At 57.4% G+C, this 18,327-nt stretch carries 16 protein-coding genes, 1 pseudogene and 1 riboswitch; of the genes and pseudogenes, 2 read left to right on the forward strand and 15 right to left on the reverse strand.

Going from position 1 to position 18,327, the window contains the following annotated elements; all coding sequences use genetic code 11:
- Positions 1-367 precede the first annotated feature (367 nt).
- Positions 368-1,486, forward strand: coding sequence for an IS4 family transposase (locus MKX42_RS25030; RefSeq protein WP_340752990.1), 1,119 nt, complete (start codon positions 368-370; stop codon positions 1,484-1,486).
- Positions 1,487-1,505: 19 nt separating this feature from the next.
- Here the strand turns inward: MKX42_RS25030 and MKX42_RS25035 are convergent, their stop codons facing one another.
- The 14 genes and pseudogenes from MKX42_RS25035 to MKX42_RS25095 form a co-directional block, all read right to left on the reverse strand.
- A complete protein-coding gene (locus tag MKX42_RS25035; RefSeq protein WP_340757805.1) occupies positions 1,506-3,026 on the reverse strand; it encodes a cobyrinate a,c-diamide synthase in 1,521 nt (506 codons plus the stop codon).
- A gap of 70 nt (positions 3,027-3,096) precedes the next feature.
- A complete protein-coding gene (locus tag MKX42_RS25040) occupies positions 3,097-4,236 on the reverse strand; it encodes a cobalt-precorrin 5A hydrolase (RefSeq protein WP_340755451.1) in 1,140 nt (379 codons plus the stop codon).
- On the reverse strand, positions 4,229-5,032 hold the full coding sequence (gene cobM / locus MKX42_RS25045; protein ID WP_340755453.1) for a precorrin-4 C(11)-methyltransferase: 804 nt from the start codon (positions 5,030-5,032) through the stop codon (positions 4,229-4,231). Before cobM ends, MKX42_RS25040 begins: the two co-directional genes overlap by 8 nt.
- Complete coding sequence (cobI, locus tag MKX42_RS25050; RefSeq protein WP_340755455.1) at positions 5,029-5,904, reverse strand: precorrin-2 C(20)-methyltransferase; 876 nt, start codon at positions 5,902-5,904, stop codon at positions 5,029-5,031. Before cobI ends, cobM begins: the two co-directional genes overlap by 4 nt.
- 41 nt (positions 5,905-5,945) lie before the next feature.
- A complete protein-coding gene (cbiE, locus tag MKX42_RS25055) occupies positions 5,946-7,172 on the reverse strand; it encodes a precorrin-6y C5,15-methyltransferase (decarboxylating) subunit CbiE (protein ID WP_340755457.1) in 1,227 nt (408 codons plus the stop codon).
- On the reverse strand, positions 7,165-8,280 hold the full coding sequence (locus MKX42_RS25060) for a cobalt-precorrin-5B (C(1))-methyltransferase (protein WP_445669390.1): 1,116 nt from the start codon (positions 8,278-8,280) through the stop codon (positions 7,165-7,167). Before MKX42_RS25060 ends, cbiE begins: the two co-directional genes overlap by 8 nt.
- Positions 8,281-8,849: 569 nt before the next feature.
- The gene (locus MKX42_RS25065) at positions 8,850-9,515 is read right to left on the reverse strand and encodes a precorrin-8X methylmutase (RefSeq protein WP_340755461.1); all 666 of its coding nucleotides are present in this window, start codon (positions 9,513-9,515) and stop codon (positions 8,850-8,852) included.
- A gap of 2 nt (positions 9,516-9,517) precedes the next feature.
- Positions 9,518-10,312: a precorrin-6A reductase gene (cobK, locus tag MKX42_RS25070; RefSeq protein ID WP_340755463.1), complete on the reverse strand. Its 795-nt coding sequence runs from the start codon at positions 10,310-10,312 to the stop codon at positions 9,518-9,520.
- Positions 10,309-11,463 (reverse strand): sirohydrochlorin chelatase, encoded by a 1,155-nt coding sequence (locus MKX42_RS33480; protein ID WP_445669391.1) that lies wholly within the window; start codon positions 11,461-11,463, stop codon positions 10,309-10,311. Before MKX42_RS33480 ends, cobK begins: the two co-directional genes overlap by 4 nt.
- Before the next feature lie 51 nt (positions 11,464-11,514).
- Positions 11,515-13,131, reverse strand: a pseudogene (gene cobJ, locus MKX42_RS33485) (precorrin-3B C(17)-methyltransferase); the annotation flags it as partial.
- Between the two features lie 14 nt (positions 13,132-13,145).
- Positions 13,146-14,006, reverse strand: a complete 861-nt coding sequence (locus MKX42_RS25080) for an energy-coupling factor ABC transporter ATP-binding protein (protein ID WP_340755467.1) — start codon at positions 14,004-14,006, stop codon at positions 13,146-13,148.
- Positions 14,007-14,018: 12 nt separating this feature from the next.
- Positions 14,019-14,807 carry a cobalt ECF transporter T component CbiQ gene (gene cbiQ, locus MKX42_RS25085; RefSeq protein WP_340755469.1) on the reverse strand — a complete coding sequence of 263 codons (789 nt, stop codon included), beginning with the start codon at positions 14,805-14,807 and terminating at the stop codon, positions 14,019-14,021.
- Positions 14,804-15,097, reverse strand: a complete 294-nt coding sequence (locus MKX42_RS25090) for an energy-coupling factor ABC transporter substrate-binding protein (protein WP_340755471.1) — start codon at positions 15,095-15,097, stop codon at positions 14,804-14,806. Before MKX42_RS25090 ends, cbiQ begins: the two co-directional genes overlap by 4 nt.
- Entirely contained in the window at positions 15,097-15,861 is a 765-nt protein-coding gene (locus tag MKX42_RS25095) for an energy-coupling factor ABC transporter permease (protein ID WP_340755473.1), read from the reverse strand. Before MKX42_RS25095 ends, MKX42_RS25090 begins: the two co-directional genes overlap by 1 nt.
- 284 nt (positions 15,862-16,145) lie before the next feature.
- A riboswitch (cobalamin riboswitch) is annotated at positions 16,146-16,339 on the reverse strand.
- Positions 16,340-16,478: 139 nt separating this feature from the next.
- On the opposite strand from MKX42_RS25095, the gene MKX42_RS25100 reads away from it, so the two are divergent.
- A complete protein-coding gene (locus MKX42_RS25100; RefSeq protein WP_340755474.1) occupies positions 16,479-17,411 on the forward strand; it encodes an ArsR/SmtB family transcription factor in 933 nt (310 codons plus the stop codon).
- Positions 17,412-17,831: 420 nt separating this feature from the next.
- On the opposite strand, the gene MKX42_RS25105 is transcribed toward MKX42_RS25100, so the two are convergent.
- Positions 17,832-18,206, reverse strand: a complete 375-nt coding sequence (locus MKX42_RS25105) for a hypothetical protein (RefSeq protein ID WP_340755475.1) — start codon at positions 18,204-18,206, stop codon at positions 17,832-17,834.
- Between the last annotated feature and the right edge of the window lie 121 nt (positions 18,207-18,327).

Consider the following 18,327-nt stretch of genomic DNA (forward strand, 5'->3'; position numbering starts at 1 on the left):
TACGTGGCTCTTAAACGTATGACAAGCGGTTGACATATAGTATAAAGAAGTGGTTTGCTGATGTGGCTTAGGCTGGATTGAACGGTACGGGGGTAGTTGGATTTTCTACACTTGCTAATGAACGAATAGCCGATGCTAGAACAACAGTTGGAAAAACAACACTTAATGTTGCCCATTTTAGCCCAAGTAGCTAAAAGTAACATGAATAGATGTTGTTTTTCCACTTATCGCCACACATTTCGTTAGAATTAATAATTTAAGATACGTTATTCTAGGCCTGTTGATTACCCAAAAAAAGGTAGCAAAAAGGCCGCCATTTCGATAAAGTGTTTGTACCCCTACAAACCTTCCGAAACGAGGTGGCCTCATGAAAAAGTCTACTTCAATTTCAAACATTCTGCAATTGGTGATTCCCGAGGAAAAACTACGTCCGATTCTGGAAGAATTAAACTATATTGATGTTGCGCGTAAATTTACCGTGTATGATTTGTTTTTGTTTCTAGCTGAAGCAGCGTTTCAGCAGTGGGATGGATACCGAGACGGTGCGCAGCGAATGTCCCTTCAGGGACAACGTGCGGTGAATTATTCGACGCTTTCCAAAAAGGCTAAAGAGGTTCCTTTCTCCTTATTTAAGCGTCTATTGAAACTCATGATAGGGCTCTGTAATCGGAAGGCCAAGCGGTCACTCGGTATTCCGAAAGAACTGTTAATCGTGGATTCAACCACCATTTCGGTCGGTCAAGGCCGCTTGCCTTGGGCACAAATTAAAGGCAGAAAAGCAGGCGTTAAGCTGCATGTCGGATTACTTGGGGACTCGAATGAATTGCACAAAGTGACGGAGACCCCGGCTGTACAGCATGATTTAAACAGTTGCGCCTTCCTGCTCGACAGCCAATATATTTTGGTGGCAGACCGCGCTTACGGGAAGCACAAGCTGTTTGACAGCTATCAAGAGAAGAAAGAGCGGCAATATTTTGTCATTCGGCTTAAGGATAACACCACGCTCGTGAATCCGGTCCCGCGCCTGCGAAATCGCCCATTTGAGGGAAGTATCGAGCAGGATTTGACGTGCCAATTAGGAAAGGTTAAGGCGCTCAGCAAGAATCAGTTTCGGGTGGTGATTCTTAAAGATCCTAAAGGGAATCCCGTCATTCTTGCGACAAATCTGCACTGGCACTCCCCCGAAGCCATAGCAGACATCTATAAGAAACGTTGGCAGATTGAAGTATTTTTTCGTTGGATTAAGCAGCATTTAAACATTCCCAAGTTATTTGGAACCACAGAAAATGCAGTATATGGGCAGCTATACGTGGCTTTATTGGTGTATGTGTTGCTAAAGTTTCTGTTTGAACAGGGAAATAGTACTGTGCATGTTAGCGCTAGATTAACGTTCGCCGAGTTTGATCGATTATTTACGCTGCAAAAGCTACCTGTGGAGTGGAAGATTTATTTAGCTCATGCCGTCGATTTTATTAACAGAAAATAGCTAATCAACAGGCTTAACGTTATTCCACTTGTTGGTTGCGGGAGCCGGGAACATGCTGCTGCACAGCCTGTTTGCGGTCACGATAGGCCCGGCAGGCTGCTACAAGCCGGGCTGCTGCCGGGAGATGGGAGGCCAGATGGATATGCGCATAAGCAGCCATAATGCTGCCGCTGATGTAGCCTTCCGGCTGGCTGCCCCCTCTGCCCTTACTCTCGTAGGCATAGGTCCGGGCTGCCCCCTCAGGATAGCTCATGACGGAGTAATGAAATTCATGGCCGCGCAGACGCTCGCCCTGCTTCAGCAGCAGACAGTCGTGAAGTGCCGTAACTTCACGATACCCGAGTGCCGCCCGGCGTTCCTGCATCACGGTGTGTGCCGGAATGATTCCGGCCATCTCATGCACCGTGCCGGTGCGGTCGGTCAGACTGCGGGCCAGCACCATATAGCCGCCGCACTCCGCATACAGTGGCATTCCAGCGTCTGCGGCGGATCTCAGGCCGCTTAGGAAGAGTTGGTTCGCGGCAATCACCGCCGCGAATTCTTCCGGGAAGCCGCCGCCGAGATAGATGCCGTCAGCTTCCGGCGGAATGCCTTCACCGCTGAGCGGGCTGAAGTACACCAGCTTAGCACCTTCACGTGCAAGCAGCTTCAGATTATCGGCGTAATAGAAATTGAACGCCGCATCCCGGGCTACGGCAATGAGCGGGCTAGGCCCCGCCGGGCCTGCCTGTGTCTTATGTATCTGAGCAGCGGGGTTACAAAGTTCAGCCGCATATGTAAGAGAGCGAACTTGCTGGTCCGGCGTCTGCTTGCAGGCAAGCAAGGCTTCTTGCTCCGGCGCCACAGGCTGCCCCTGCACTGCAGGAGCGGCTGCAGCAAGCTCCAGCAGCCGCTCCAGATCCGTGCCCTCCTCCAGCATGTCGGCGGCACGGTCGAACAAGGGCGCAAGCTCCCCGCGCTCCACAGCGGGCAGCAGGCCCAGATGCCGCTCCGGGATGGCCAGACCGCTGTCGCGGGGAAGCCAGCCGATCACGGGAATCCCGCAGGCTGCTTCAATGGCAGCCTTAACTAACTGGTAGTGCCCCCCGCTGCCGCAGCGGTTCACCAGAACGGCGGCAATCCGCACCTGCGGCTCCAGCAGCTGGAAGCCCAGCACAATCGCCGCAGCACTGCGGCCCATGCTGCGGACATCGACCACCAGCAGCACAGGGCTGGCGGTCAGGATGGCGATCTCCGCCGTTGATCCGGTCAGTGCCGTATCCTCTTTGCCGTCATACAAACCCATGACGCCCTCAATGACAGATAGGTCGGCCTCAGCCGAAGCCTGCAGGAAATACTCCTGCAGATAAGCGCTTGAAGTCATCCATGAGTCCAGATTGCGTGAGGGACGGCCTGTAACCGCACTGTGATAAGCGGGATCGATGTAGTCAGGGCCGCATTTGAAGCCCTGAACCTTCAGGCCCCGCCGGGCAAAAGCGCGCATCAGTCCCAGCGTGACCGTTGTTTTGCCCGAGCCGCTGCCTGTGCCTGCGATGACCAGGCGGGGACGCGCCTGCGGCTCCCGAGGGGCTGATCCGGGCTCTTTTTCATACCCAGCAACATTCTTCGGCTCATTCACCGTTTCTCCCCTCCTTCTCTCCAGGATAGACAACCCGGGCTACGGCGATGGTCACATTGCCGCTCTTGTGCTTAGGCAGCAGGAGCGAATGCGCACCTGAAGACAGCAGCGCAGCAGGTTCACAGACACCGTAAGCCCCCGTTGCCCTGAATACCACCTCGGACGGATGGTCCAGCTTAATTGTATTTAGCTGCTCCGGGGTGTACAGAACCAGCTCCCAGCTGTATTTGGCGCACAAGGCCAGCAGTCCGGCTTCATCCCCCTTGATCCCGGCCGTCGCCACATTCCGCACACTATGGAGCGACAGATGGAGCTCATTCAGAGTATGCAGGATCACGGCTTCCAGCTCTTCCGCAGACGTCCCGCGGTTACAGCCGAGTCCAAGCACCAGACTGCGCGGGCGATACACTACAATGGACTCGGCCAGAGCAGTATCTGCCGGCGCGTCCTTCTCCGGTTCCTCCGCCACCCGGTCGCTTACCACAATCGCTGCGCTGAAGCTGCGTCTGCTATGCCGAAGCTCAGCCCTGCTTGCGAACATAGAGACATGCTCCGGCACTTCAGCACCCGGCGGCAGCCAGTCACGTTCTCCGCTCTCCTGCACAAAAGCCACCGGCTCCCCGTTAACGAGCGCAGCACTAACCCCCTTCATGGGGGTAAAGCTGTCAGCGTGCCAGCCGTACTCCCGGCCCAGCAGATCGACAGCGAAGGTGCCCTGCACATCCGAAGCTGTGGTGATCACCGGATGGCTGCCCAGCAGCCCCGCAATCTCCAGTGTCAGCCTGTTCGCTCCGCCGAGATGGCCGGAGAGCATGCTGATGACATGCTCCCCGCGTTCATCGATGACGATGACGGCAGGATCGCTTCTTTTATCCCGCAGCAGCGGAGCCGTCAGCCGGACAGCCGCCCCCAGCGAGAAGAACAGAATGACCGCCTCATAGCTCCAGAAGAGCTTAGGAAGCAACCCTCTGACCGGTCCGTCAAAAACAGTGATCTCTCCGCTTCGCGCCTCCAGCCCGCCGCTATACTTGGCATAGACAAAGACCTCAGTCCCGCCAAGCTGCGCACCAAGCTTCACAGCCAGCTCTATCCCGCAGCGCGTAATGGCAACAGCCGCGTACCGCTTACTCACCGGAGCCAATTCCTTCCCGGCAGCCATGGGTAAAAGTCTTGTCGTACAGCTTGGAGCGGTGCTGATCGCGGTCCGTCAGCCCGGGGTCCAGCGCCCAGCCGGCCAGGATCATGGCATGCATAGTGATGCCGGCATCACGCAGGTCCGCCTCCAGCTTCTCAACCGTGGTCCGCAGAATCTGCTGATCCGGCCAAGTGGCCCGCTTCACGACCGCCACCGGGGTCTCCGGGCTCCAGCCTGCGGCCAGGAATTCACTGCTCACATGGCCGGCCAGTGATGCACTTAGAAACAGCGCCACCGTGCAGTGATGCTCCGCCAGCTTGCGCAGCTGCTCACGCTCCGGTACGGGCGTGCGCCCTTCCGCACGGGTCAGAATGACCGTCTGCGTCAGCTCCGGCACGGTCAGCTCTGCGCCAACCGCCGCCGCAGAGGCAAAAACCGAGCTGACGCCCGGCACAATCTCGTAACTGACACCGCAGAGCTTCAGCAGCGACATCTGCTCCAGAATTGCTCCGTACATGGCGGGGTCGCCGGTGTGGACGCGGGCTACGCTTTTACCGGACTGCACGGCAAGTGTCATCAGCTCCACCTGCTGCTCCAGATCCATGCCTGAGCTCTGAAGCACCTGAGCACCGGGCTTAGCACTGCGGATCAGCTCCTCGCTGACCAGCGAATCCGCATACAGCACCAGATCTGCCGAGCGCAGAATCCGGCTGCCTTTCACCGTAATTAGCTCGGGATCACCGGGTCCGGCACCGACAATATATACTTTTGGCTCCAACAGCTTATTCGTCATTTGCTCACCACCATCAGACTCAGGTACTCCACTTCCTTGCCCCGCAGGTCCCGTGCATCGCGCCAGACAGTCTCATAGGGGGAGGTGACCTTGGTCACCACCGAGGCGCGGCCGGACAAGCCCAGCTCATCCAGCACATCCAGCACCAGATCCAGCACCTTGGCCACCTTAAGGAACACCACCGTATCATGATGCAGCAGCGCTTCCCGAAGCGCTTCCCTGTCGTCCGTTGCCGGGATGATCCCCACCCGCTGATTGCCGTCTGCCAGAGGCTGCTCCAGCGCCGCCGCCGCGCCCAGCACGGAGGAAATTCCCGGAACCGAGACGACCGGTACGCCGGGATGCAGCTCCTGCATCAGCCGGGACAGATGTATGAAAGTGCTGAAGAGATTAGGATCACCTTCCGTCACAAAAGCCACATCCCGCCCCTGTCTCAGCTCTGCCCAGCACAGCTCTACTGTGCGGGTCCAGCCGCCAGCCAGCAGCTCCGGGTCCTTCGTCATCGGAAAGACCAGTCCGAGCATGATTTTGTCCTGCGGGTCAACATGCAGCTCGATGATTTCATAGGCGTAGGATTTACCGCCCTTCTTGGTAGCCGGATAAGCAATCACCGGACATTCCCGCAGTAGACGGCAAGCCTTAAGCGTGATCAGCTCCGGGTCGCCGGGGCCGACGCCTACGCCGTATAACGTCCCGATCGCCCGGGGAGTCAATCTTTCCTCCAGTTCCAGCTCTTCTGCATCCAGCGGGTCAAATAACGCACTGGCCGCCTGCATCGCTGCTTCTGTCCACAGCGTCCCGGCCGCTTCAGCTGACGATATTTCCTGTCCGTCCGCAGCCTGCCCACGCGGCTCAGTTACATCGGTCTTCATTGCGGGTTCCTCCTTCGTTATTGTCTGATGATTTCTGATGATTAATGAAGCTTCCGGCCGCTGATGACATAGACGGGATTCATTCCGTCGAACCGGGTCATGCCGAGAATCGGCTTACCGCGCGATGCCTGAAGCATCGTGACCTCGCAGGCCAGTCCGGCCGCCTTGAGCGCCTCCATGCTGCCATGTAGCGTCTCCACCGTAATCGCCCCGACCACAATCCGGCCCTCCGGGCGCAGTCTGGCGGCGCTGTGCGCAATAATGTTCGCTAATTCCCCGCCGCTGCCGCCGATGAAGACGGCATCCGGGTCAGGCAGAGCGGCTAGGCCCTGCGGTGCCTTCTCCTGAATGATCTCGAAATCCGCCCGGAACTTCAGGCGGTTCGCTGCCATGTTCGGCAGATTCTCGGCACTTTTCTCCAGAGCGAAGACCTTCCCGAATCTGGCGATCCGCGCACATTCCGCAGCCACCGCACCCGAGCCGGAGCCGATATCCCACACGACTGCATCCTCGGACAGGTTCAGCTCCGACAGCACCAGAGCGCGGACCTCGCGCTTCGTAATCAGGCCTTTCTCCGGCTTGCGCTGCCGGAACTCCTCGTCCGGATAAGCGAATCCGCGCCGCACAGGCGCAGAGACTTCCGGCTTATGGCGCAGGATCACGACGTTAAGCGGCGCGAACTCCCTGGTCACCATCTCCTCCAGCGTCCAGAACCGGCAGACTTCCTCCGCCCCGCCAAGCCGCTCACAGATAAACGCCTCATATTCCGTCATCCCGAACTCCTGCAGATAAGCGGCAATGACCGCAGGGGTATTGTTCTCGTCTGTCAGCAGAGCGATTTTGTGCTTGCCGTCGATCCGCTGGGCCAGTCCTTGAATGGGACGCCCGTGCAGACTGATCAGCTCCGCATCCTGCCAGCTGTCCCCCAGCCGCGCAAACGCAAGCTGCACGCTGCTATAATGGGGGATCACCTCCACATGCTCCGGCCCGAACCTGCGGACGAGATACCCGGCAATCCCAAAAAAGAACGGGTCCCCCGAGGCCAGAACCACCGTCCGCCGCTCACGCCACACCTCCTCCAGCTTGTCTGTAAAAGGCTTCAAGCCGCCTTGCAGCACGATTTTCTCCCCTCTATACCTGCCGAAAAAATTCAATTGCCGCTCGCCGCCCAGCAGCACCTCGCTCTTGTTCACAATACTTAAGCTATCCGGTGTCAGACCGCCGGCGCCATCCTCACCGATCCCGATTACATAAATCAGGTTATCCATGAATCTCCGCCCTTCCCAGCACCCGGCCCTTCATTGTAATAAGCACCATTTCTACAATCATGCCTCCGTTCATATGCGCCAGACTCTGTTCACAGGCATGCCTGCACAGCTGCTCGAAAAAAATGTGATTCCCCGCCTCAGTCATCATATCCACGACCTGTGAGGCTGTATTGGCGGCAGCAATCTCCAGCACCTGCTCCGGGGACGCTCCCGCACTGCCTGCTACGGAGGCCAGGAATCCGAAATCGACGGGCGCGTTCTTGGAGTGAATCAGCATGGCCCCTTGCGCCACCTTGGAGAATTTGCCGGCCATTCCGACGAAGGTAACCTTCCGAATCCCGTAAGCCTTCGCATGCTCCAGCGAGAAGCCTACATATTCCCCCATCTGGATAAAAGCTTCCTCTGGAAGCTCCGCAAACATCGCGATGGCGTATTTCTCGCTGCTGCCGCCTGTGGTCAGCACAACCTGCCGGTTCCCCGCCGCAGCCGCCACCGAGATGGCCTGAACCACACTCGCCTTATAAGCTTCGGTGGAGAACGGCGTCACCACGCCCCGCGTGCCCAGAATCGAAATTCCTCCCAGAATACCCAGCCGGGGATTCAGCGTCTTCAGGGCAATGTCCTCGCCTTCCGGCACGCTGATGACTACCCTTATCCCCCGCGCTGCACCGTGCTCCTCCAGTACGGCGGTTACCGCTTCCTGAATCATCCTCCGGGGCACCGGATTAATCGCCGCCTCTCCCACGCCAATCGGCAGGCCCGGCTTCGTCACCCGGCCGACACCGCGGCCCCCGTCAATCTCCACGCCCGGCTGATCCCGCCAGCTCACCGCGGCCTCGATCCACGCCAGATGTGTCGCATCCGGGTCGTCTCCGGCATCCTTGACTGTGGCACAGCTTGCCGTGTGTGATCCTGTACGCTGCCAGCCGGTCAGCTCAAAGGTATGACGAAACCCGGCCGGCAGATCGATCTCTACCGCAGGCAGGCTCTCCCCTGTAATGAGCAGAGTTGCCGCACCTGCGGCTGCCGCTGCGGCACAGGCCCCTGTCGTGTAGCCCCTGCGCAGCGGGGGAGCGGGCGTTGCCTCTGCGGATTCGGGAGCGGGCAATCCGGGGTTGGGCGCTTGCTCTACTTGCCCCGCCTGCCCCGCCCCTGCTCTGCTTTCTTGGCTCCAGTTCTGCCTGACGGCTTGACCGGGTATTTCGTTGGTCATGGCAATCCCTCTTTGCTGATGGTCTAAGAATGAATCCTCACAAACTGAACAATCTGCACATCGCTGAAGCCTACCCATTGAGCGTTCGCCCTGGGCAGGTAACCTGTCTTACTCTCTATATAACCTGATTATACTGCTGTTTCTAAGCAAATCAGGAGATTTGCATACAAATATTACTATTTTCTCTGGCTCCATTGCACTTTGTACATTAGTTAAACCCCATATCCGCCAAAAAAGTGAGTCTGCTGCATTTTGTACATTAGAATTTGATGGAGGAGGTGTTTCCGAGCCTTTATCCAGAAATCAAGTGTACGAACTACAATAGAACCGGATTTTAACTATAAAATTACGAATTCTGTTGCACAGAATACAATTAGTGAGCCCACACGCTACCGCAATCCGCAGATTAGGCACATTAAACCGTTCATCGGTGAGAACGCTCCAGCCGTCTTACCCGTGATCTGCTAACCCAGCTCGCCCGCCGCCCGGCGGACGGCCAGCAGACTTAGTGCGTTCACTGCGGCGACCACGATCGTACTGCCGCCTTTGCGGCCGATATTGGTGATGTAGGGAATATCCAGCTTGCGCAGCTCATCTTTGGATTCCGCCGCCGAGACGAAGCCTACGGGCATGCCGATGACGAGGCCTGGCTGGGCGGCGCCTGCTTTTACCAGACGGATTAGCTCCAGCAGGGCAGTCGGCGCGTTGCCGATGACATAGATTCCCCCCGGTGCCTCGGCGCAAGCCTTACGCGTTGCGATGATCGCCCTTGTGGCTCCCAGCGCCTTCGCCTCGTCCACCACATCAGGATCTGAAATATGCACCCGGACCTCACCGCCGTACCGCTGAATCCGTTCCTTGGCAATGCCCGCCTCCACCATCCGCACATCCGCTATAATCGGCTTGCCCTGCAGAATGGCGTGAATCCCCGCCTCAATCGCCCCGGGATGGAACACCAGGCTGCGTCCCAGCTCAAAATCAGCCGAAGCATGAATAATCCGCTGTACAATCGGATACTCCAGTGCACTAAACGAATGTTCACCCAGCTCCTCTGTAATCATCTGAAAGCTTAGACCCTCTATCTCCTGCGGCTGTACGGTCACCGGCTTGAACTCTGTCCCGAAATCCACATTCATCCCTCTTCCCTTGTCATTAGCAGCGCATGCTTCACAGCAGCCGTAATCTCGTCAAAAGAATCAAACACCGTTCCGCCATCCCCAAACGACAGCCCCGGCCGCATAATCAAAATCACATATAATCCCATATCCAGCGCGGCATGCAGCTTCTCATCCACCGAGCCCTCGGCCCCGCTCTCCTTGGTAATCATCACCCGGGTGCCATACTGCCGGTATAAGGCCTCATTCATCTCTCTGCTAAAAGGGCCCTGAAGCGCAATAATATTTCGCTGCTCTATCCCAAGAGCCAGACACTTCTCCAGATTCTCCAGACAAGGCAGCAGCCTTACGGTCAGCCGGATGTCCGGATCTCCCAGCAGCTCTTCCGCAAAAATCTCCAGCGTTTTGCCGCCGGTAGTCAGCATCACAGAGCCCTTCAGCTCCTTGGCCTTGCGCGCAGCCTCTTCATACGAATGCACAAGTAACAACCGGGGATGGCTGCTATAGATAAGACTCTGCCGCTCGTAGCGGAAGTAAGGCAATCCCAGCGCAGCAGCAGCTTCCATCGCATTGGCATGGGCCTCCAGCGCAAAAGGATGGCTGCCGTCCACCACGGCACGATACCCGCCAGCTTGCAGCAAAGAGATCATCGCCGCGCGGTCCAGTCTGCCGGTGCGGGTGCGGATGCCTACGGCCGTAAGGCGTTCTGCCCCGCTGGGCGTCACTACGCTGGCCTGCAGCGGCAGGCCTTGGCGCATCAGGCTCTGTGCCAGCTCCCGGGCGTCGCTGGTGCCGCATAACATGAAGATCATCGCGGCTGGCGAAGCGCCCGGTCGTCTGCCGAAGCCGCCGCCTCCGTTACATCATACTGCCCATGGCAGTGATGCTCATGCGCGTGATGCGTGTGAACATGTTCATCATGCCCGTGATGCTCACACTCGTGATGGCCATGCTTCCCATCGCAGTGGTGCCCGTTTCCATGCCCAACATCTTCATGCTCATGGTGCCCGTGTCCATGCCCCTCATGACCGTGATGTCCATGCCCGTGATGCGCATGCCCATGCTCCCCGTGCCCCTCCTCACCATGATGGTGGTGGTGGTGGTGCAGAGAGGCTGCATCGCGGTATTTGCAGTTATCGCAGTTGCTGAAGGCACGGCCTTCCAGCGTCTCCTCGATCCGCTCTGTCAGCATATCCACCAGCAGCGGATGTGCGCCCAGTGTGCCGCCAATCTCCACTTCAAGCCCGGGATGCTCAGCTGCAAATTGCGCGACTCTCTCAGCGAACTGCTGCATTAGCACTCCGGTGAACAGCAGGTACGGGAGAACGATAATTTTGCGCGCACCCAGCGCCAGGCAGCGCTCAAGCCCATCCGGCAGCGACGGCTTGGCAATGGCAATGAAGCAGCTTTCCACGCTGCGGTAGCCTGTTTTCTCCCAGAGCAGCCGGCTTATTTTATAGAGATCGCTGTTGGCATCCGGGTCACTGCCCCCGCGTCCCATCAGCAGCACAACCGTGTCCTTATCCTCTGCGGTAGATGCACCGTTCCCTCGCAGCTCCAGGTCCATTCCGCCAGCTGCCTTCTCCTGCGCCACTGGAAGTCGTTCTGCTTCCTGAATCCGCTCCAGCAGAATATCGACAGCACGGTCCTGCACCCCCAGCGGACGTCCGTAGATGAACTTCACCCCGGGATATCTCTGTTTGGCCTCATCAATGGCCATTGGAATATCGAGCTTGGAATGCCCCGCCGCGAACAAAATAATCGGCACTACGTATATCTCCGCCGCACCGCCCTCAATACATCTGGCAATGCCGCCAGCGATGGAAGGCGAGGCCAGCTCGATGAAGCAGGTCTCGACCTTCAGCTCCGGCTTACGGGCCGCGAGCAGGCGGGTGAATTCCAGCAGCTCCTCATTTCCCGCTTGAACCCGGCTCCCGTGTCCCACCAGTAATACCGTTCTCATCGTCTGCACTCCTTCTATGTTGTTATTGTTGTCGGATGTATGGGCTGCACTCCCGATTGCGCTGTCCGTCCGTTCCCGGAACGCATGATAACGCTCCTGCTCCCGGCCATGGGCCCTGTAATCCTCAACTGCCGCAGCTACAGCGGCTACCGCTTGCTCCTCGTCCATCCCTTCACGCACCAAAATCCCTGCATGGGCGCCCCGCCCGGACTTCTTGCCGCCGAGATACAGCTCATAGCTGCCGCGGGACACTACCAGGCCGATGTCATCCAGCACAGCGGAGCTGCAAGCCATACCGCAGCCGGCTACACTGATGTGCAGCTCTCTGGGCACAGCCACTCCATGCAGCAGGGTGTGGAGCCGGACAGCAGCACTTAAGGCTCCGCTTCTGCGCAGCTCACAGAATCCGCAGGTCTTCACCTTCACGTAATCTCCAGGCGTACTTACATTCAGTCCGGCCTCCAGCAGCCTTGCTCCTGCCTCTGCTCCTTCACTCCGGCTGCCGCGCAGCAGGAAATAGCCGTCCTTTGTATAGACCAATTGCCCATCACTGCCTGCAAGCTCAGCCAGCAGCTTCATCTGATCGCCGCTGAAGCTGCGGCTGCCGGTTGAGGGAGCAATCTCCAGCTCGAAGGAAGAATCGGTCGATGCCGTCAGCCGGTCAGACAAGCTACGCAGCCGCTCCACATGCGAAGCAGCAGCCCGGCTCTGCGCAGCCGCGTCTTCTGCCAGCCCTGATTCCGCTTCCATTCCCGCAACAGCAGCTTCTCCCGCAGCATCCACAGCTTTTGCCGCTCCGGCTCCAGCTGCCCCCTCTGTCTGCCCAGATTCCGCCGCAGCCAGCGACCACGGCTCTGCGGCTGTGCGCAGCCGTTCGTGCGGCTTCAGCGTCTGCGTCTGTGCCCCGAGACTGTACTTGCGCTCATATCCGCGCGGCGTAATCATAAGATCCTCATAGACAACGGTAGCAGAGTTGCCGACCACCACTGTCGAGAGCATGCCGATCTCATGCTCCAGCATATCCTGCAGCGTCGTTACGACGGTCTGCTGGCGGTCACGGTAGGCGCTTTTGACAATGCCTACCGGTGTAGCCGGATCACGGTAACGCAGCAGAATGGTGCGCGCTTCTTCAATCTGGCGCGTCCGTCTGCCGCTGCGCGGATTATAGAACGCAATGACGAAATCCGCCGCCCCCGCTGCTTCCACACGCGCAGCGATGCTCTCCCAGGGCGTAAGATGATCGCTCAGGCTGATCGTGCAGGAATCGTGCATTATCGGGGCCCCCAACAGTGAGGAGCAGGACTGGATCGCCGAGATTCCCGGGATCACCTCCACCTGTACCCCCTCTGAGCGGTTCCAGCCGCGTTCGATCAGCACCTCGTAGACCAGCCCGGCCATTCCGTAGACACCGGCATCGCCGCTGGAGATTACCGCAATCGTCTGCCCTTCTTCTGCTCTGCGGACGGCCTCCTGGGCCCTGCTGACCTCCTCGGTCATTCCCGTGCCGACAATCTCCTGATGCCGCAGCAGCGGCCTGATCAGATCTACATAAGTGGTATAGCCGATGACCGCCTCGCTCTCATCCAGCGCAGCCAGTGCGCGGCCGGTAATATGCTCCAGCGCTCCGGGGCCGAAGCCGATAATCAGCAGCTTTCCTTGTTTCTTCATTCTTCTTCCCCCGTTCATGAATAGCTGTGGTCAAGCGCAAGCAGCTTATGCAGCTTCACCTTGAATTCTCCGGCGGTGCGGGGAGCGCTCTGCCCTGCGGTCAGGCTGGCAGGCAGGCTGAACCATAAGTCAGCCAGTAGCGGCAATCTCAGACCAATAGACAATAGCTCCTCCCTTCCCGCAAATATCTCCTCCGGCGTCCCCGCCGCCCGGCATCTTCCATGCTCCAGCACAATAATCCAGTCCGCCCAGCGGTAGGCCAGATCCATATCATGCGTAGCCATAACTACGGTTGTCCCTTTATCATGTATGGCTTCAAGCCCCTTCAGCATCTGCGTTTCCGATAACGGGTCCAGATACGAGGTCGGCTCATCCAGCAGAATCAGCTCTGGCTCCATAGCCAGCACACCGGCGAGTGCCGTGCGTTTTTTCTGTCCCAGACTAAGCTGGTGAATCGGTTTATCGCCCAGATCGGTTAAATTCAGCAGCTCCATGACCTCACGGCAGCGAGCAGCAATAGCCGGTTCAGCCATGCCGCTGCCGCGCAGCCCGAACGACACATCCTCCAGCGGTGTGCTGAGGATCAGCTGCTGCTCAGGGTCCTGGAAGACCAGGCCCACTTTCCGCCGCAGAGCGGCCAGCTCTTTTTTCGAGTAGGATAACGCCTTCCCTCCTTGCACAACCGTACCCTGCTGCGGGCGCAAAATGCCGACAGCATGCAGGAACAGCGTGGATTTGCCCGAACCGTTATGACCGAGCACCGCCGTCTTGCTGCCTGTGGGGATGGAGAACGTCAATTCATGCAGTGCAGGCTCCTTCGTATCTGGGTAATGGAACACCACTCCGTCAAAAGCCAGACTATATTCCTGATCCATGGCCGGCTCCTTTCATGTGTTTGTGATAAAGTACGCCTCAGCCAGCAGCAACACCGCAATACCGGCATAAGCCTGGATTCTATAGTGCCGTGGCACAGGACACGCAGTATAAGGCGGGAGAATAATCTCGTCTGTGAATCCGCGGGCCAGCAGCCCTTGAGATAATCCGTAATACCGGTGCATCGTGTTGCCGAACAGCGCTCCTGCCATGGCCGCAGTCTCCCTCAGTCTGGCCTTATAGCCCCGGCGGCCTCCGCGCAACCGGCGGGCCAGCAGCAGACCATGCGCTGCATCACTCAGCAAGAACAGGAAGCGGTACATAATCAGCATCAGCTCCAGGACAATCTGCGGCATCCGCAGCCTGCGCAGCACCTGCAAAAGCTCACTGAACGGAGTCGTAAACATCAGGAAGAAGAAACAGCTCATGCAGGCAGAGATTCTGGCCAGCAGCTCCCCTGCCCGCTGAAGTCCCGCCGCTGTGACATATACCGGCAGGTTCAGTCCCGGAAGCGGGAATATCCCTGCCTCTCCCGCAGCCGGATGCCCGAATTCCACGAGCAGCGCCGGTACGCTAAGCGCATAGAACAGCAGCGCTGTGCCGAACAGCATGCCATAAGCACGGAAGGGAATACGGGCCTGTAAAACACACCAGGACATCATCCATAGGGTGATTGCAGCCTGTAGGACCGGATGTACGGTGTAAGAGAGCAGGAACATCAGGGCTGCGAACGAGCTTTTCCACATCGGGGATAACTGGCGCAGAGCATTATTGTAGGAGAGAACATCAATCCGCCGGATCACTTGCTGCTATGCTGCTTCGCCCCGCCCTGCTTGCCCTTGAGCAGCCCCAGGGTATAACCGATCACACCGGCACCAATCGCTGCCTGCAATGCGAACAACATACTCTCCGTCTCCCCCGGGAGCTCAGTCAGCGGCTTGAACCAAGGCTTATAGTCAGGGTTCATCTCGGTAATCACACCTTCAGCCGCATCATCGGCCCCGCCGAATTCCCCATTAACCAGCAGCAGCGGCAGAATGACCAGCAGAATAACAACCAGCAGCATCAAACCATTTTTCCATTTATTGCTCATTAGGCTCTTCCTCCGTTCACCTTGCGTTTCAGAAGCGACAATTCATTCGGGCTATACGATTTCAGCCAGTTCCACAGCAGTACCGTCAACAACCCTTCACTGATGGCCAGCGGGATTTGCGTCACGGCAAAGATGCCCCCGAATTTGAGAAAAGAAGCCAGCACGCCGCCATCCGCCGCCGGAAAAGCCACCGCTAATTGGAAGGATGTCACTACGTACGTACTCAGATCAGCCACCGCAGCCGCACAGAACAAGGCCAGCCTCTCGCGATCCGGCATTTTCATCATCAGCTTATACACTGCATATCCGGCAAAAGGACCCGCCACCGCCATCGAGAACGCATTGGCCCCGAGCGTAGTGATCCCCCCGTGCGCCAGCAGCAGCGCCTGAAACAGCAGGACAATCGAGCCGATTACGCTCATGGGCAACGGCCCCAGCATTACCGCACCAAGTCCGGTACCGGTGGGGTGGGAACTGCTGCCGGTCACGGAAGGCATTTTGAGTGCAGACAAGACGAAGGTAAACGCCCCGGCCAGGCCCAGCAGCAGCTTCAGCTCCGGATTCTCGCGGGTCATGGCTCTCAGCTTGAAGATTCCCAGGACAAAGAACGGGATAAACGCCGCCCACCAGAACACCGCCCAGCCAACCGGCAGGAATCCTTCCATAATGTGCATCGCCCGGGCCGTCCCCGGTTCGTTCAGCATAAAGTACACCGTAAATCCGGCAACCAGTGCCGCAAAGCTCCACCCTCTGTGTTTTTTCATTTGTCACCCTCCATGTTTGTTAATTTCCCATTACAGATCATAAAGCCCAAAAAACCCACCCTAAAGGGTGGGAGTGTATGTACGCAGGCAAGTTCGATAGAGCGCGCTGCCGCTGCCAAGCGAAACAAGGTGCTTCTCATCGTCCCATTACTATGGGCCGTGTCCTTGTAGCCAGCAGTTGTAAACCGGGTGTCCTCGCTAAACTCAAGATTCCTCCGGTCCATCCGGGCAGAACGCCTCTTCTCATTAACCCATCCGTACACCGCTCCTATCCGCGTAGGGTCGTGGTGTGCGTCGACAAGGTAGGTCTCCTGGCTTGGAATACAGGCGCCGCAGGCTTCGTCTTCCCCGGGGCTTCCCGAGTGACCTCATGAAGTGCAGCTCTTCCATACAGTGGCGGGACCGCTCGGGAGTTGCACCCGATTCCCTGTTATCCCTTGCCGCATCCGGCAAGAGCACCTTGTTTCATCGCTAATTCATCTCACATCATAACGGACTCGGCCTATCGTGTCTGTGATATAAATTGGAAAAGCTGTCCTGAGGCGAATCATCCCTTGTAGAAATTTTATTTGAGTAATATAATTATTAACTATATAACCTGAACGTGGAGGCATCCGATGAAACTTGATCTAACCGAACAATCCCTGCCCGTGTACGAGGCCCTGTCCAGTACCGTGCGCCTGCATATGCTGCGGCTGCTGTCCGATAAGCCCATGAACGTGAAGGAGCTGGCTGCAGCCCTCAAGCTCAGCAGTGCAATTATGACCATGCATGTGCGCAAGCTCGAAGCCGCCGGGCTGATCCGCAGCCATATGGCTCCCGGCAAAAGCGGGCTGCAAAAGATTTGTACACTGGCCACCGACGGGGCAGAGATTGTTTTTCCAAGGCAGGCCCGGACTCCGCGCAGAGGGTACCGCAAGGACATCCCGGTGGGGCATTATTCCGACTTCCAGATTGAGCCTACCTGCGGACTGTCTACGACAGAGAGGGTCATCGGGCACTTTGACGATCCCCGTTATTTCTGGGACCAGGAGCGCGTGAATGCCGGGATTCTCTGGTTCGGCAAGGGGTTCGTCGAGTATAAAATCCCGAATTTCCTGCTGTCGAGCCAGCAGCCGGAGGAGCTTGCCATCACGATGGAGATTGCCTCCGAAGCCCCGTCGATTAACAACAACTGGCCGTCGGATATTACCTTCACACTGAACGGACAATCGCTTGGCTTCTGGACCAGCCCTGGGGACTACGGAGATAATCCGGGAAAATACACCCCGGCCTGGTGGCCCGCACTCACCAACCAATACGGCCTGCTCAAGCAGCTGCGGATTACGCAGACAGGTACCTACATGGATGGGCAAAAGCTGTCGGAGGTCACCCTGGATCAGGTAGGCATCCGCAACAAACAATGGACCTTCCGGCTCTCTGTCGAGGAGGATGCCGAGCACATCGGCGGCCTCACCCTGTTCGGTAAAGGCTTCGGCAATTACAACGAGGATCTGGTGTTTGAGCTGTTTTATACGGATGGTGTGGCAGATTTGCCGGGTTCTATATGAAAGCCAGATTAGGGTGTGTAGAAGGTAGGTAGGTAGGTAGGTAGGTAGGTAGGTAGGTAGGTAGGTAGGTAGGTAGGTAGGTAGGTAGGTAGGTAGGTAGGTAGGTAGGTAGGTAGGTAGGTAGGTAGGTAGGTAGGTAGTGGAGATAGATTAGTTAGACTAATTAGGTTAGTTTTCGATTCAGCTACTTTTGGAGCTAATGCTCCTCATTTCTGCTTAACGCCCACTTTCGGCCGATTCAGGTGCATTAGTGCTCTTCATCTCCACTCAAAGCCCACTTTTGGCCGATTCAGGTGCATTAGTGCTCTTCATCTCCGCTCAAAGCCCACTTTTGGCCAATTCAGGTGCATTAATGCTCTTCATTTCCGCTCATCGCCCACTTTCGGCCAATTCAGGTGCACTAGTGCTCCTCATTACCGCTCAGCTGCCAACTTTCCGCCGCACCAGAGGGATCCCTCTCTTTTCCTCATCCAGCCCCCTTCCCGCCGCATTAGAGGGATTTATCCCTCTCTTTTCCTCATCCAGCCCACTTCCCGCCGCATTAGAGGGATAAATCCCTCTCTTTTCCTCATCCAGCCCCCTTTCCGCCGCATTAGAGGGATTTATCCCTCTCTTTTCCTCATCCAGCCCCCTTTCCGCCGCATCAGAGGGATTTATCCCTCTAATTTCCTCATCCACCCCACTTTCCGCCGCATTAGAGGGATTTATCCCTCTCTTTTCCTCATCCAGCCCACTTCCCGCTGCATTAGAGGTATTTATCCCTCTCATCTCCTCATCCAGCCCCCTCTCCTCCACAACGCAAAAAAAGCCCCTCCAACCGCCGCATTGTGCAGGTTGGAGGGGCTATCGGTAATCGGTCCGTCTCTTATGGCAAGAGCGGCTTCTAGCCTATCTTTTCGCTGGCCCCTTGCCGTTA

Source organism: Paenibacillus sp. FSL R7-0204, from assembly GCF_038002225.1.
Taxonomy (GTDB): domain Bacteria; phylum Bacillota; class Bacilli; order Paenibacillales; family Paenibacillaceae; genus Paenibacillus_AQ.

What these genes read in the sequence shown, in the direction of transcription:
- MKX42_RS25100 (WP_340755474.1), top strand. Translation starts at nt 16,479, where the DNA reads ATGAAACTTGATCTAACCGAACAATCCCTGCCCGTGTACGAGGCCCTG.
- MKX42_RS25090 (WP_340755471.1), bottom strand. Translation starts at nt 15,097, where the DNA reads ATGAGCAATAAATGGAAAAATGGTTTGATGCTGCTGGTTGTTATTCTG.
- cbiE (WP_340755457.1), bottom strand. Translation starts at nt 7,172, where the DNA reads ATGGATAACCTGATTTATGTAATCGGGATCGGTGAGGATGGCGCCGGC.
- cobM (WP_340755453.1), bottom strand. Translation starts at nt 5,032, where the DNA reads ATGACGAATAAGCTGTTGGAGCCAAAAGTATATATTGTCGGTGCCGGA.
- cobK (WP_340755463.1), bottom strand. Translation starts at nt 10,312, where the DNA reads ATGATCTTCATGTTATGCGGCACCAGCGACGCCCGGGAGCTGGCACAG.
- cobI (WP_340755455.1), bottom strand. Translation starts at nt 5,904, where the DNA reads ATGAAGACCGATGTAACTGAGCCGCGTGGGCAGGCTGCGGACGGACAG.
- MKX42_RS25080 (WP_340755467.1), bottom strand. Translation starts at nt 14,006, where the DNA reads ATGGATCAGGAATATAGTCTGGCTTTTGACGGAGTGGTGTTCCATTAC.
- MKX42_RS25030 (WP_340752990.1), top strand. Translation starts at nt 368, where the DNA reads ATGAAAAAGTCTACTTCAATTTCAAACATTCTGCAATTGGTGATTCCC.
- MKX42_RS25095 (WP_340755473.1), bottom strand. Translation starts at nt 15,861, where the DNA reads ATGAAAAAACACAGAGGGTGGAGCTTTGCGGCACTGGTTGCCGGATTT.
- MKX42_RS33480 (WP_445669391.1), bottom strand. Translation starts at nt 11,463, where the DNA reads ATGAGAACGGTATTACTGGTGGGACACGGGAGCCGGGTTCAAGCGGGA.